This is a genomic window from Agrobacterium vitis (assembly GCF_014926405.1).
In the GTDB taxonomy this organism is placed as follows: domain Bacteria; phylum Pseudomonadota; class Alphaproteobacteria; order Rhizobiales; family Rhizobiaceae; genus Allorhizobium; species Allorhizobium vitis_H.
This window is the reverse complement of the sequence record NZ_JACXXJ020000004.1, coordinates 47,142-62,367: the sequence shown is the minus strand read 5'-3', so window position 1 is coordinate 62,367 and position 15,226 is coordinate 47,142. Positions and strand designations below refer to the sequence as shown.

General features: G+C 53.7%; 11 protein-coding genes and 3 pseudogenes. 2 read left to right on the top strand and 12 right to left on the bottom strand.

Annotated elements, in window-relative coordinates; all coding sequences use genetic code 11:
- Nucleotides 1-72: 72 nt before the first annotated feature.
- Entirely contained in the window at nt 73-906 is an 834-nt protein-coding gene (locus IEI95_RS08815; protein ID WP_156538371.1) for an MmyB family transcriptional regulator, read from the top strand.
- Nucleotides 907-923: 17 nt separating this feature from the next.
- Here IEI95_RS08815 and IEI95_RS08810 read toward each other — a convergent pair whose 3' ends face one another.
- From IEI95_RS08810 to IEI95_RS08800, 3 genes and pseudogenes are all read right to left on the bottom strand, one after another.
- Nucleotides 924-1,097 (bottom strand): winged helix-turn-helix transcriptional regulator, encoded by a 174-nt coding sequence (locus IEI95_RS08810; RefSeq protein ID WP_273545165.1) that lies wholly within the window; start codon nt 1,095-1,097, stop codon nt 924-926.
- 375 nt (nt 1,098-1,472) lie between these two features.
- Nucleotides 1,473-4,453: pseudogene (locus IEI95_RS08805) on the bottom strand (Tn3 family transposase).
- 519 nt (nt 4,454-4,972) lie between these two features.
- Nucleotides 4,973-6,181 (bottom strand): MFS transporter, encoded by a 1,209-nt coding sequence (locus IEI95_RS08800; protein ID WP_156538370.1) that lies wholly within the window; start codon nt 6,179-6,181, stop codon nt 4,973-4,975.
- Between the two features lie 760 nt (nt 6,182-6,941).
- Between IEI95_RS08800 and IEI95_RS29380 the strand changes: the two genes are divergently transcribed.
- Complete coding sequence (locus IEI95_RS29380; RefSeq protein WP_197435779.1) at nt 6,942-7,136, top strand: GNAT family N-acetyltransferase; 195 nt, start codon at nt 6,942-6,944, stop codon at nt 7,134-7,136.
- A gap of 211 nt (nt 7,137-7,347) precedes the next feature.
- Here IEI95_RS29380 and tnpC read toward each other — a convergent pair.
- The 9 genes and pseudogenes from tnpC to IEI95_RS08750 form a co-directional block, all read right to left on the bottom strand.
- Nucleotides 7,348-8,921: pseudogene (gene tnpC / locus IEI95_RS08790) on the bottom strand (IS66 family transposase).
- A gap of 68 nt (nt 8,922-8,989) precedes the next feature.
- On the bottom strand, nt 8,990-9,343 hold the full coding sequence (gene tnpB, locus IEI95_RS08785) for an IS66 family insertion sequence element accessory protein TnpB (RefSeq protein ID WP_156538369.1): 354 nt from the start codon (nt 9,341-9,343) through the stop codon (nt 8,990-8,992).
- Nucleotides 9,340-9,549, bottom strand: coding sequence for a hypothetical protein (locus IEI95_RS08780; protein ID WP_156538368.1), 210 nt, complete (start codon nt 9,547-9,549; stop codon nt 9,340-9,342). The genes tnpB and IEI95_RS08780 overlap by 4 nt, the downstream gene beginning before the upstream one ends.
- A gap of 6 nt (nt 9,550-9,555) precedes the next feature.
- Nucleotides 9,556-9,726, bottom strand: coding sequence for a transposase (locus IEI95_RS08775; RefSeq protein WP_156538367.1), 171 nt, complete (start codon nt 9,724-9,726; stop codon nt 9,556-9,558).
- Between the two features lie 35 nt (nt 9,727-9,761).
- Nucleotides 9,762-10,153: pseudogene (locus tag IEI95_RS08770) on the bottom strand (transposase); the annotation flags it as partial.
- Between the two features lie 154 nt (nt 10,154-10,307).
- Nucleotides 10,308-11,522, bottom strand: coding sequence for a tyrosine--tRNA ligase (gene tyrS / locus IEI95_RS08765; protein WP_156538366.1), 1,215 nt, complete (start codon nt 11,520-11,522; stop codon nt 10,308-10,310).
- Nucleotides 11,523-11,620: 98 nt separating this feature from the next.
- Entirely contained in the window at nt 11,621-12,355 is a 735-nt protein-coding gene (locus IEI95_RS08760; RefSeq protein WP_194416309.1) for a TylF/MycF/NovP-related O-methyltransferase, read from the bottom strand.
- Nucleotides 12,356-12,419: 64 nt separating this feature from the next.
- On the bottom strand, nt 12,420-13,637 hold the full coding sequence (locus IEI95_RS08755) for a hypothetical protein (RefSeq protein WP_156538364.1): 1,218 nt from the start codon (nt 13,635-13,637) through the stop codon (nt 12,420-12,422).
- A complete protein-coding gene (locus IEI95_RS08750) occupies nt 13,634-15,226 on the bottom strand; it encodes a radical SAM protein (RefSeq protein ID WP_156538363.1) in 1,593 nt (530 codons plus the stop codon). The genes IEI95_RS08755 and IEI95_RS08750 overlap by 4 nt, the downstream gene beginning before the upstream one ends.

Here is a 15,226-nt window from a genome sequence, read left to right as displayed (position 1 = left end):
AGACATGCCATCAAGCTGTTACTATATGACTTTTATGCTGTTACTGTCGTAATAGACTAACAGGAGTGTACGATGGCGTCTGATCGATTGGCACGCGTTGCGGAGCGCCACGCGTTGTCCGAATTTGCTCGACACTGCCGACAACATGCCTCTCCGGAAGACCTTGGGATCGCCATAGGCCCGCGAAGACGCACGAAGGGCCTTCGCCGCGAGGAGGTCGCGACGTTGGCGGGTGTTGGCCTAACATGGTACACTTGGTTCGAGCAGGGACGAGACATTCAGGTCTCTGACGATTTTCTCGCTCGCCTCGTACGCGGCTTGAGGCTTGACCGCGCACAACAGGAACATCTTTACGCCCTCGCGGGCCGAAATCTTAAAACAAGTTCGGCAGAGCAGTCGGCTTTGCCTTTGGGCCTCGTGAACATGATCAACGGCTTGCCGGACCCGGCTTACATTCTCAACAGGCGATGGGATGTACTGGCATCCAATAGCGCCGCCGCCGCACTTTTTTCCGGTTTCACAGAAGAAAATCCGAACATGCTTCGCGTCGTATTTTTTTCCGATGAGTACCGGGAGCGCGTGCGAGACTGGCAATCTATGGCGAGGCTGATGTTTTTGAAGGCCCGCCACGATTATCTAACGGGTGGCAAGGACCCCATTCTTCGCGCTCTTCTGGATAACATCACGAACAATTTTCCCATTACTAGGGATTGGTGGACCGACCCGGAGGTCGTGCGAACTGGCGACAGCGAGAAGGAATTGTACGACCCTCTAAAGGGTTGGCAACATTACCAGCTCAATGTGCTCGTTTACGAGGATCGGCCCGACATTCGGGTGGTTGTCTACGGACAGATCACGCCGGTCTCTGTCGATAAGAATGCAGACCAAATACGGCTGAGCGTTTAAGGCGAAAGAGATCGTCTTTACGCTGAAACATCTTCTGGATGTAGCCAGCTCTGCGCACGCTCGTCTTGGGCATCATCTTGAAACTGCCCCCAAGCCATGAGCGCTGAGAACACCGGTTCCAAGCCTAGTCCCTCATCTGTCAGTCTATATTCTACTTTCGGAGGGATTTGGTGATGTACAGTCCGAAGCACGACCCCGTCCTCTTCGAGCTCCCGAAGATGCTGTAAGCATCTTTTGCGAGACGTTAGGTGTCGCGCGTTGTCGCCTGTGTGTAGGCCGCCATTAGGAGGCTTCGCTGAAACAAGTTACGTGGTGTCGAAAAACGTGTCTTTTGCACCACGCGAGAATTCCCATTTTCCTGTCGGGGGGCGTTTGCAGAAAACTCATTTGGGAACAGATTTTGGGAAAACGGCACTTGCCGTTCGCGTGGCGCCGGATCCGCTGGACTAACTTCCGTTCTATGTTCTCTTTTGGGAAGGCGGCCGCTGCCATCGTCGCCCTTTCAGTAAGGGGTCAGAGCAAGAACTGCTCAAAATCATACGCTAACCGTGAACAAACAACGAACTTCAGGCTGCCCGCGCTATAGCGGTTGAAGTTCTCAGCGGCCTGAAACCACTATCCGCGAAGCTTGGCGGCTCGTCCCATGTATAGATACCTGTCAAATTGATATGTTCCCAACTCAACGGTGAAACATGCTTGAGCATATCATTCGGAATGATGCGGCGTTTCTGACGGAGGTGCTGCACAGCTCGGCTGAGATAAATGGTGTTCCAGTGGACGATTGCGCTGACGACGAGATTGAGGCCGGACGCCCGAAACGCCTGACTTTCAAACGAACGGTCACGAATTTCACCACGCTCGTGGAAAAAGACGGCCCGCTTGAGTTTGTGGGCAGCCTCACCCTTGTTCAATCCCGCTTGACAACGCCGCCGTAACGCCGGGCCGGAATACCATTCAATCATGAATAGCGACCGCTCAAGCCGCCCCAGCTCTCGCAGTGCCTTCGCGAGCTGGCTCGGGTTGGGCGAGGCCGCTAGTTTTTTCAGAATTGCCGAGGGAGCAACCATCTTCATTTTAATCGAAGCGGCCAAATGCAGTAGATCGTCCCAATGGGCCAGAGTCAGATCGCCGTTAATTGGCGCACCAATATGGCCCTCCAGTCCTGAATAGATGTCCGGTTTCTCAAACGTATGGAATTTCCGATCGTTAAGATTGCGCAGTCGAGGCGAGAACCGTTTATCGAGCAGGGCGAACAACGCAAAGACGTTGTCGCTGGCACCACCGGTATCGGTAAAATGCTCTTTAATCTCGAGTGCCGTCTCATGATCGAACAGGCCGTCGAGTACATAGGCTGCCTCGCTTTCAGTTGGACTGATCGGCAGGATGCTGAAATAACCATACTGGTCGGAGAGATGGCTGTAGAACTTGATGCCGGGCTCGCTACCATAGTGCAGGTTAATATCGGCGCGCTTGGCGGCACGGTCACTCGCTCGGAAGAATTGGCCATCAGACGATGCCGTCGCACCATTACCCCATAGCTGAGCGTGGGGATGGCGGGAATGGGCATCGGAAATACAGGCCTGGGCTGTTCGATACGTTTCAGCACGCGCATGAAACATCCGCATCCAGCTGATCTGATGAGCGCTGATTCCCTTCGACGCTATCGCCATCCGTTTGGGCCCGAGATTGGTGCCATCGGCGAGAACGCCGGCCAACATCGCTGAACTATTACGCGGAGGATCGCCGGTGCGCACATGCGTAAATTGATCGGCAAACCTGGTCCATTCATGAACCTCTTTGAGTAAATCCGGAACTTCGACGAGTGGATACATACCGCTCAATTCCCAATTCAATTCTTCTGCCTCTGCGGGTATTTCGCTCGAGAGAGGTGTGACGAGCAACTTGCCGTGTTCTAGGCGGACACCGTCAAGTTTTCCGTTTCGGGCACGATAGGCGAGCTGCTGGAGATTGAAGTCGAGAGCTTGGGCCGCCTCAGAAAGGTAGGCAGCGCCATCGCTCTGGACGCCAAGTCCAAGGTCACCGTCTTCCTTAAGTGTTCTAAATGCTGGCATTGGCATTAGGAGTTCATCCATGGGCCGATATGATTTACTACCTTCTACCCAGACGTCCGCGGAACGTAATCTGTCTCGCAATACGGCTAAGGTTGCGATCTCGTAGAGACGGCGGTCAGGTTTGTCCTGCCGAGAGATCAGCTTGCGCGTCTGCTCCCGCAGATGGCCGACTGGAAACCGAGTGGGCAGCCCCCGCCGCCCGTCGTTAGAAAGCAACTTCAGCATGTCGAGCGCAGCAAGCAGGGGATCATGCCGGCGTGATGAGCGAAAAGTGAAGGCTTGCAGGAACATGGGGGCATATTTGCGCACGCCGCCATAGCGCTCGACCGCCAGCAAGAGCGGGTCTGGATCAGCGTCCTCGACCATCGCTTCAACAAGAGGCTTTGCCTGCAGCAATTTGTGCCATCCCACCTGCCGGTCGATCGTGTCCAATGCATCCGCCCCGGTCTGGTCGGCGATAACGAGCGCGCGCAGCGTGTCTCTAAACAGCCTGAGCGCCTTTGCCGTTTCATGATGCGCGTCGGTGCGGCGCTGCTTTTTTCTGTTGTTTGCCTGAGAAAACAAACGCCCTATCAGTTTGCAGAACATTGTTACCGCATCATCGGTCAGCTTCTGTATGAGTTTGATAAGCTGGGAGACGATAGTTGCCCGACGGCGTGCGGTATTGAAGTCGGCGATAAGCCACGCCGGTGTAACGTCTCCTTCGCGAACCATTTGGTTCCAGCGTTCCGGATGAATTCGGCTCTGAAGCTGAGGATCGATCTCCAAGGATCGGATGAACGCCAGTCTCTCCATCAATCCGTCGAGGTTATCACCGCTTGGCCCATCGGGGGCAGACCTAATCCAATGAAAGCGAGTGTGCTCAATCTTCGGATCTACCTTAAGAAGATTGTCGAGATTGACCAAACGCGCTTCGGAGAAACCCGCCAACAATGCCGCTTCTGCTCGGCGGCGAGCAACAGCGCGTGCAGCAAGCCCAAGCCTTTCGATCACGTCCTCCGCAGGCAGCAAAACATTGCGCTCGCGAAACGCTGCTACAATCGCGTTAACGATGGTAACGCCCTTATCTGTTGCCGCAGCCACCTCAATGGCGGCCGATAGTGCCATCCGTCGATCTTCAGAAGTCGGCGTTCGCATTCCCAGATAGCTCAACAGAAAGGCGACATGCTCCATCCGTGTCGGTTGGCGGCGCGCATAAAGATTGAACTCGTGTGGTTCAATATCGAGTTGTCGAGCAATGAACCCGAGTGTTGCCAGGGGTAGGCTCTCCCCCGACATCAATGTTCGCCCGGGATAGCGCATGAGACAGAGTTGGACGGCGAAGCCGAGTTGGTTGGGCGGCCGGCGGCGGGGGTCTGAATCTCAAGCCGATCGGAAAGGGATAGCGTGTAGTGCCGGATTAAACCATCGTCGCTGGTCGGCACTCCGAAAACCGCTCGTCTCTCATCACTTTTAAGGAGCTTTCTGCGACCCATCACTGGTCTCCTGAAATCAAACGTGTTCAGGGAACATGAAAATGGATCGAGAAGAATTGGCAAATGGATTCCAAGGGCACCATTGCTGTCAAATGCAGGTTCTTAATACGTTCATGGCTACCGTATGATTTTGAACAGTTCTTGTGCCAGTCCCAGAAGGCATCCCTCGTTGGGAGGAATATCACCCGCTCAATTCGAACAACAAACCGCCGAAACGAGATAACGAGGCGGAAATAAAACGGGACAAGTCCAGATGATTATTGTTCTCAATTCGTGCCCTGGGCGGATCGCATGCCTCGATTGGCGATATATTACCGCGCTGTCGACATACCAGAGGGAAGGGTCCGACTGCGAACGAAATGGTACTGCTGTAGCAGTGCTCGATGATTGATAGGGAGCCAAGAGCGGAAGGCAGCTTTTGGGTCCGGCTCAAAAATTGTGGCTAAAGTGAACGCCCTCCACAAATGTTGGCGAGAGACGTGAATTTCCGGCGAAAATTGCTGGCTCCGTAAGTCGACCTCAAATCTCAGTTCTTGCCGTCCGCTTGACAGCTGACGCCATCATGGACGCCAGAATGGTATAGACGAAACATCCAAGTGCTTGCCTCTCAAGCGAAACACCAGAATCGATCAGGAAGCCCATGATAATCGGCGAGGCACCACTAGCAACGACTGTACCCGCCTCAACTAAGGAGCGCACCCTAGCCAATTCCAATGGACCAAACAAGTTGACCCACAAGGCGGTGGCGAGGGTCGAAGCAAGTGCCATTGAGGTTGCCATAAGCAGCATGTAGACAGGCGCGATCCACGGAGTCCTTATGCACCCGAGCAACAGCATGGCCAGTGCCTGCGGCAAGAGGAAAAACGGTAGAAGTCTCCTGGGGCCGACCTTGTCGATGATCGGCCCGACGACGACAGAAGCAATCGCTTGCGCAATCGCAAACACAGCGAAATTGGCAGCAACTGTTGCAACGTCCCATTCCTTCTGGTCGGCCAGTCGTGCCTGATGAAAGAAAAAGCCGGTGACAATGAACGGTCCAGCCAACACAGCCGGAAGTGTCAGGAGTAGCCGTGCGTCGCGCCAAAGGGCTGGAACTGCTGCAGCATTGTCATCGGAGCGATCTCTCCGGCTTCGGACCGCCTTGTCGCCCTGACGCGGCAAAAACATCAGGGCGACTCCCGCGCCCACGATGACGAAGAGCGCATTCAATCCCCAGGCGGTGCGCCATCCAAGGTGCTCCATCATGGTCACACCACCAAGTGGAAGCAGCCCTTGAGCAACAGAAAGGCCCAGCGCGATGATGCCAAGCGCCTTGCCGGCATCCTGCGGAAATGCACGCGCAGTCGCGGTCAGAGCCGTGTGCGTCATGAGACCCTGACCGCCGAGGCGAAGCAAATAGAAGGCTATAGCCAGCATGAAAAAATTTGCGCTAATCGCCACAAGTAGACAGGCGGTCGCAAGCAGCGACGCAACCGCCCAAGTGAAACGGCGAACAGTCGTGTAGTCTATCAGCCGTCCCGCCCATGTAAGTGTCAAGGCGCTTGCGAAGGTTCCTGCTGCATAGGTTGCCCCGAGCCCCCCATCACTGAGATTGAACGTGTTACGGAAGTGCGATCCTGACACGGACACGAAAACGGTCTGGCCGACGCTAGAGAGCGCCATTAGTAGGGCACCAAAGAGAAGTTGTTGCCAGTTGGCCCTTGCGAAATTGAGATAGCTACGAACCATTTTTGTTTCCAAAGCGAAATGCGTCGGTAATCCCCCGTATTTAACGGGTCCAATCAGTAGAATTTAGGCTGCGATTATCAGTTTTTGCCTCGGCGTGATGCCGCCGATGGCCATATTGGGTCGATCATTGTTGTATGTCCATATGTGGACGGCTCCGACTTGCAAGTGTTTTTTCAGATATTTTGATCAGATCGCTTGCTTCCATATGTGCGGCCTTTTTATGTGGCCGTATGACCACTGGCCAAGATGATTTCCGCAACGTGAGTTCCTAACAAAGCCTCGACCTTATTTGGCCACTGGACATAACGGAGTTTCACACGTCGTGGATCGATCGATCACATCATCTGCTCTTTCCTTGCAAGTTCATAGCATTAGCTCAATGCGGCGGAACTTGTCCTTACCGTGACGGCCAATTCTTTATATTTCATGTGCGTTTCCCGCTGGATGTCGGTATGACTCACCACTTACCATGATCTTCCGTAAGCGGTGTTCCCTTGTCACCTTGACTGAATTGCTTTGATTGATACCTGGGGCTTCAGCATGAGGATAGTAAGGCGGTTTTACGCCAATCCCGTTCATTGAACTGTCGTATGCCCACAGTATGTGCTCGCTCTCGATACGGCTGTGAGTGAGGCACATTGTGATAGAAACCGAGCGTCTTCTGCTGCGACAACCGGGTGCTGCGGTCCTGTCCGACTGGACAGCGTTCCTCTCTGACCCGGAAGTGACACGATTTATCGGCGGCCCTTAGGATGCCCCTGTGGCGTGGAGCGTCCAAGGATACAGCAATTTTTCAGTAATCGAGAAGGCAACTGGTCGCTGGGTAGGCCGCGCTGGCGCGTGGTCCCCTCCCGGCTGGCCTGGTCAAGAGATCGGCTGGGCATTTAGCCGCGATGTTTGGGGCAAGGGATACGCCACCGAGGCGGCAACCCGCTGCCTGAACTGGACTTTTTAAGCGCTTGGTTGGACCGAAGCGATTCACGTCATTCACCCTGACAATGCCGCCTCCATTGCCGTTGCGAGAAGGATTGGAGCCGTTCTCCGCGCATCCGATACTATGGAGAAAAATCTGATCTTTGTCAGCACCAAGGAAACCTTCGCTCTTCGGGAACGGCATAGCCAAAGCCGATGAACGCAATGGACAATTGCGAGCGTTGCGGCTGTATTTACCTCCTTTGAAAGTTCCACGACAGTAGCTCATCGATCCGGCTCTCCTTGTGGCCGTTGACTATGGCGGTGAGCGTGCTGGTCAGATACACCTGAGGATCGACGGCATTGAGTTTGCACGTTTCGACAAGCGAAGCGATGGTAGCCCAGTTCTCGGCTCCGGCATCATGACCTGCAAATAATGCGTTCTTCCGATTGAGGGCTATCGGTCTGATTGTGCGCTCAACGCTGTTGTCGATCTCGACGCGGCCATCGGTCAGGAAGAGCTTCAGGCCATCCCAGTATTTGGCAATGTAGGCCAAAGCCTCGCCGAGTGGGGACTTCGTTGCGACACGGGCACGGTGATGGACAAGCCAGGCCTGCATGTCGGCGACCATTGGCGCTGACCGCTCCTGTCGCCCAGCCAAGCGAGCCTTCGGATTAAGGCCCCGAAGTTCGGCTTCGATGCGATACAGTTCGCCGATGCGCTTGACGCCGTCCTCGGCAATCGGTGCTGCGCCGTTGCGGGTAATCTCCACCAGTTTGCGCCGGGCATGCGCCCAGCAATAGGCAAGCTGGATGTCAGACAGACACGCTCAGGTGCGATCAGCCCGTTGTATCCAGCATATCCATCCACCTGCAGGATGCCTGAGATACCTTGCAATATCCGTTCGGCATGAACGCCACCGCGACTAGGCGCGTAGGTGAAGGCGACACCGGGCGGAGCACCCCCGCCCCAAGGACGATCATCTCTCGCCAGCGCCCAGAAGTATCCGGTTTTGGTCTTACGGGAGCCGGGATCGAGGACCGGAGCACGAGTCTCGTCCATGAAGAGCTTGGTCGAGCGCTTCAGGTCTGCGACTAGCGCATCGAAGACGGGCCGCAGTTCGTAGGCTGCCCGACCGACCCAGTCGGCGAGCGTGGAGCGGTCGAGATCAATGCCCTGACGGCTCATTATCTGGGCCTGGCGGTAAATCGGAAGATGATCGGCATATTTGGAAACCAGAACGTGGGCGACGGTGGCTTCCGTCGGCAGCCCTGCCTGGATCAGCCGTGCTGGTGCCGGAGCCTGAACGACACCGTCGGTGCAGGCACGGCAGGCATATTTGGGACGATGCGTGACGATGACGCGGAACTGTACCGGGACCACGTCCAACCGCTCTGATACGTCCTCACCAATACAATGCAGGCAACCACCGCAGGCGCAGATCAGGCTTTCCGGCTCGATGACCTCCTCCACACGAGGAAGATGCTTTGGAAGGGAGCCGCGATTAATCCCGCGTGGTTTGGCAATCCTGTTCCCAACAGGAGCGTCCGCCTCATCCTCGGCATGGATCGCGGCTATCGCCGTCTCCAGGTCTTCCAGTGCCAGATCGAACTGGTCGGGATCAGTCTTCTCGGACTTGCGTCCGAAGGCTGCCTGCTTGAATGCTGCGACCAGCTTCTCTAGCCGCTCTATCCGTTCGTCCTTACGAGCGATGTGCTCGTCCATGTTGACTATCGCCATGTCCTTGGCCAACTCGCGCACCTGGGCAGCGATCAGCATCGCCTTCAGGGCAGCAACATCATCAGGAAGATCGGCGGTATCAAGCATGGCCGAAGCTACCAAATCCCGAGCCGATTTGCCCTCGGAATTTGCCGTGCTGAGTCATCGTGCCGCAGCTATTCAATGGCCTCCGGCGTCCTCGTCTGGATGGCATGAACCCGCCGCCAATCAAGTCCCGCAAACAGGGCGTCGAACTGGGCGTGGGTGAGCTTCATCAATCCATCCTTGATGCCTGGCCAAATGAACATGTGCTCTTCCAGCCGTTTGTAGGCCATGACGATCCCGGAGCCATCCCAGTAGATCAGCTTCAACCGATCCGCCTTGCGGGACCGGAACACGAAGACCGTTCCGGTGAACGGGTCCTTGTGCAGTTCGTTCTTTACCAGCGCCGCCAATCCGTCATGACCTTTACGGAAATCCACGGGCTTGGTCGCCACCATGATCCGCACGCGGTTCGATGGAAAGATCATGTCGCCGCCGCCAGGGCACGCGCGATGGCGGCGATCCGGGCGGCTGATGCCCCTTCCTCAAGACGGATCGTCACTGGGCCAAGAACAATCTCAGGGCGACTAACCGTTTTAGGCGGCGGTTCCGAAACTGGCGGATCGACGATCACCGCCGCGAACTCTACCGCATCCTCCGGTGCGGGCAAGATCAGCTTGCCCTGCCGCGTCATTGTCCGTCAGGTTGAAAGGCTGTTCGCTCGCAATCCATAGCGCTGCGCAACTTCATTGACTGTCGTGCCAGGCCTCAAGCTTTCCGAAACAATCTTCGCCTTGACCTCATCAGGCCAATGTCGGTGAACCTCACGTCCAGGCTTCCTGGTTGTGAGAAACTCCAATGAGGTCTCCATGGAGAAACTCCCGTTTATGATCCATGGAATGTCGATCACAGATCAGGCGGCAACGAGCAACGTGGGAGTGGAACAGCGACTACGATCTTCCACGCAATCCGCGCAATCTTGTTGGCAAGCGCTACGGCAACCAGCTTTGGTCGTTTGCGCTGCAGCATCCCAATGAGCCATGCTGATGCGTGCTTGCTTCTGCCCGCCTGATGTGTTGGAGAAGAGCAGTAGCACCAACAACCAGCACGCTTCGCAACATTTCGTCACCGGCACGCGTGATTGTGCCAAGCCGGACCTTCCCGGCAGTTGAATGATCTTTCGGGGTCAGACCGATCCAGGCTGCGAAGTCACGACCCGATTTAAACATCCTCGGATCTGGTGTTTTCATCATGAGAAGAGAGGCCCCAATCGGTCCTACACCGGGAATTTCGGCCAAGCAGCAAAGCGCATCCAGTTTGCAGTTAGCTAAGCGCAGCGTATAAGGTCTGGCCGACTTGTGGGTCACCTAGAGCACGTTTCCTATTCTGCCTGTCATAATGGCGGCCAGCGCCGACCGATTCGATTATTAACCGGCCTAAGCGCACCTGCAATTAATGGTCTTTCTCCGCCAGTATAAAAAGGTTACGCCGTCCAATCTGCAGTTTCAGCCCGTCATCTAAAGAAGGTAGGGTTTGAAAATTCTCAATTTTCTCTCCGTTGACTCTGACGCCGCCTTCTGTGATCAAGCGCCTTATTTGCGATCGGGTATTTTGAGGCATCGCGAAGTGACAGAGATCCAGAAATGTTGGCTGTTCCGGTAGCGTTTTTCGGATCTCGGGGAGATTAAGGATTTGATAATCCTGAGTGCTGGGATTACGATTCTGCACTGTGCGTTGGAAGTGAGCAGCTGCAGCTGCCGCGATGTCAGCCGAGTAATAACTAGCTACCACATTCTCAGCAATGGCTTTCTTTACCACCATTGGGTTCTCGCCATTTGCGAGTTTGTCAAGCATTTCCTGCTTCTTGATCGCATCAAATGTAGTGGTGAGCCTGACGTATTCCCCTGCAAGGCTGTCAGGGATCGACATGATCTTGCCGTAGATATTCTCCGGATCTTCTGTCAGGCCGATATAATTGGCCTTAGATTTGCTCATCTTATCGGTCCCGTCGGTCCCGACCAAAAGAGGCATTGTGATAACAGCTTGTCCGAGTTGGCCGTGTGACTCTTGGAGAGTACGACCCATAAGATTGTTGAAGAGTTGATCTGTTCCACCGAGCTCAATGTCGGCGTTCACCATAATGGAGTCATAGCCTTGCAAAATCGGATAAAGCAGTTCATGTTGATAAATCGGCAAATCAGCATCTAATCGTTTTCGGAAATCTTCTCTCTGGAGTATCTGTGCAACGGTCACTTTCGAGAGCAGTTTGATCATCCTAGCCAGATCAAGTGCGCTATGCCATTCCGAGTTTCGGCGGACTTCAATATCATTCACGTCGATGATTTTGCCAAGTTGGCGAATATATGTTTCAGCGTTCTCCGACACCTCTTTATCAGAAAGAGGGGGCCGCGTCTTGTTGCGGCCGGTTGGGTCACCGATCATCGCAGTAAAATCGCCGATGATCACAACAATTTTATGGCCACACTGTTGAAATTCGCGGAGCTTTCTCAGAACGACAGCGTGGCCGAGGTGCAAGTCGGGCGCAGTCGGATCGAATCCTAATTTGATTCGCAGCTTGCGGTTCTGTTTCTCCGCAAGCTCCAGCTTATCTTGCAACCCATTCTTAGGCTCCATTATAGCAATATCGGAGAGCAAAAAGTCTAACATTGAACTACCTTACTTCACTATATATTCGCGTTTGGCGTGCATTTCACCATTGCACCTAAAGATTACTTTATTGCATATATGAGCCGAGTCGCAACTTACTAACCCGCCCTTTCAGCGGTTGTTGGTCTCACGATACAAATCAATTTCTTTCTCCATATTCCCTCCACATGAGGCGCTGGTTCGCCGAAGGTCTCTTGCCAGAAAGACATGTCCTCGAACACATTTAAGACAAGCGGCAAATGCCCGTCCTGTGAAAAAAGTGGAGCACCAGGTTGTAGCCAAGGATAAAGATATGTGAGGCAAGTCCGGGTTGAGGCGGCAAGGTCAATATCAATATACATCGCGGCAATCTCCCGGTTCCAGCCCACGAGAGATTCATCGTACCAACCCTCAACGAAATCGCAAGCATCAAGCGCCCCATAGCGGGCTATGTTGGCGCGCACTTCATCAAGAGAACCGGCAAAGTCTCCTTCATTAAAGATCACTGCCCGGTTCTCGATACTCATTCCATGTTCTTCCTCCGAGGCAGGAAGGCCTTGGAATGAGTCGCAAATAACGAGCGTGCGCCCGACCAACTTTGCCGCAATGCTAAATTTCGCACTGCTCGATCCTTTATAGCTACCCGCTTCGACTATGCATCCTTCTCGGTCGTGTGGAATTGTCAAAATTGCACGAATAAACGTCAACATTTCCTCGGTCGTATGTGGACTTATGAGCCGTGAGGAGATGAGATAATGCTGCTTCACGATATGGAGGCGGTGGAAGAATTGTACAGACAGCTCCCGATCGAATAAGAAGGATAACGCTACCCCCCGTTGGGGATCGCCAATCATCTTCCGCGCTGCAGAAAATATGTCGGAGATTCTGAAAGAGTTTAAGCGGAGCGATAGCTTCATGTTAAGCGGCATTAGCATACCATGCCTTTAAGATTGTTGGTGTAACTGGTTCCCTTAGCAATTTTGCAAGTGCGGAAGGCTTATCATCAACACGATCTAGAAATTGGTCCACCAGCTTACTGCCTTGGCTGTACGTGAAGGCGTAAGAGCGCACCGTGCGCACAAACCGGAGCATTCGCTGAGCCTCGCGATCGTCAGTAAGCCCTTTCTCCGCGATATAATAAAGTATATCTCTTTCGCTAACCGTCGGGTCATCAAGAAGAAGTGCTGCGTTGTTCACAATATTGCGTAGTATTTGTCGAGATTTTTCTACCTGAACGCGCGTCTCAGCATCGCCTCTGTCGAGCCCGGACAGAGTTAATAACTCACCACAGCGCTCTATCAATTCGTCTTGAGTTATAATGACGTAAAGGCCCCGCGTAGCTATTCCTTCTGCGATCACACAGGACGGCGCGTCGATGATTGTCACCTGATGCTCACGCCATCCTCGACGGCGATTTAACGTGCATTCTTTAATCACGAGCTCCGTATGGTGCCCAGGATAAACCTCATGCGCGATAAGCGAAATAAGCCCTGCAATATCCATGACGCGCATAGGGTTGATCTCCATAGTTGAGATCATATTTCCCTGGTAGCGGTGATATGCCATGGATAAAAGCGCGTCATTTAAGAATATATCAGCCCGCTCGCCGACAGGAAGGGTCAGAAGCTTCCGAACTCGACTCTGGAGCCAGTCCATAATAGCGTATACGGTCGGTGAGGTCGGCGTCAGCTTCACTTGGCCGTTTCGGCGAAACGCATTCTCGCGCTCGTGCAAGCTCCCTCCATTTTGCGGCAAGAGCCCTCTGAGCCTATCCTGTTCTCGGTCGAAAATCGCATCATCAATCCACTCCGGCTCTATCCCTAGGAAAGCCCTAGCCTCATTTGCAACGGTACTCTTGCCTTCGGTGCTGAATTCCACTTTCCGTCGCATGGCTCCGAGTTGATCTACAAGATAGGCATATCTTTCTGCATCCGGTCCAACTCGATTTGTCAAATCCGTCTCTAGGGCATAACAAGCGGAAACGATATCGGTTAGCGGTATTCTCTCGATCGCCCAACGGGCACGATCCTCCTGCTTGAGGTAGCAAGAATCGATGTGACCAGCAAAATGCGCGTCAATGGCGAGAGATAAGACGAGGAATGCATCCCCCGGATCAGACGGCAAATCTATATTCATAATACCTCTAGCAGCGCTTGCATTCGGTCGCGAACAACAGACAGGCGAGCCTGTTGGACAAGTTCAAGCGCACGGCTCTCGTGAAATGTGCGCCAAGCTAGTGCTTCATTAACAAGATGGGGTGGTGTATAGCGTTCGATACGGGCCCATGCATCCCAACGTAGGAAGAACGCACAATTTATCATACCATAAAGGTCGTTCAAATCGTCTTTTGAAATCGCTTCTGCTACGGTGGGAAGCCCATATGGTGCTTTGCTGCCATATAGGTCCGGCCGAGGTCGGACATTTAACCGTGGCTCGTCACCAAGTGCCTTTAATTCTGGGAACCGTTGGGCTGCACGACCAAACTCGACTGTCCCAATATCTGGTGTAAGAATGGCTGCTGCGAGGAAATAGATCGGTAGCGACAGAACCTCGTCGAAATCCCGCAGGAGCGAATCAACCGTATCGTGGGGTGCGCCAATGATGTAACCGCAAACAACGCCTATACCAGCGACATCCAAAGCGCGCACCGCTTGTCGGTTCATGTCTACCGTGGTTTCTTTACGATAATAGTCGAGGCTGCGCTGGTCAAAAGATTCCGCTCCGAGAAAGACGCGGCGACACCCTGCTGCGTAGAGCCGACTTGCTAGCTCGGGCGTAATAAATTCTGATCGTGCATTGCAACTCCACTGTATCGACTTAGACTGTAGTAAATGAAGTAATTCGTCAAACTCTTCATGCTGCAGTATATCATCATCATGGAACTGTAAGGCATCGTGTCCAAGGTCGTTTATTATGTAATCCATGTCGCCCGCTATCTTGTCAACTGGTCGAGAGACGAGCTTCCCGTGGATTAAGTAAGTTGAGCAAAATGTACAACGTGCTCGGCAACTCTGGGTGCAAATATAGATCTGCTGATTATGTCCGAGTGATTTCCACCATCTTTCCTTGGCGGTGCCCGTTTCTTCACGACTGAGATCGTATCGAAAGGCTGGCGCGGGAAGCTTTTCAAGTGAACGATCAAAGACGGTTCGCCCAATATGCTCGATCCCATTTTGAAGATAGCATATACCTGCTGCGTCCGGTCCTTCTCCGAAACCGTCCGTCATGAATGTACTGAGAATGTGCCGAACCGCGGCGGCACCTTCCCCCCGGACGACAAGGTGGGCAAAATCAACGTTTGGTGCGACTGTTGGATGAGCTCCGCCGACGACGATGCAATACCGGTCTCCATTGACCTTTCTTAACATCGACGCAGTTCGGTCGAAAGCAAGGGAATAAAGCCCGACCATTAGGAATCGTGCAGGAGCAGTGTCGAGCCAAGCAAGCATCTTCGACAGAAGTGCTTCGTCGTCTTCGTAACAGTCCTCATCAAAGTAGCGAAACTCTGGCTCGAAGGCCAAGCGACCTTCCTCGAAGTCGACCTGCGCCGACCTCGCAATATTAAGCAACCCAAGGGACGGATAGCGTGCAGAGAAGCGACTGGACCGCTTGTCGTGAGCCGCTAATTGCGTCGATCGAAAGCCATGATGAACGAGCGCTATTCGCGGTGGACCCTCACTTAGGGAGAATGCATTCGTCGCGCGTATGGTTTCCAGATCAATCAT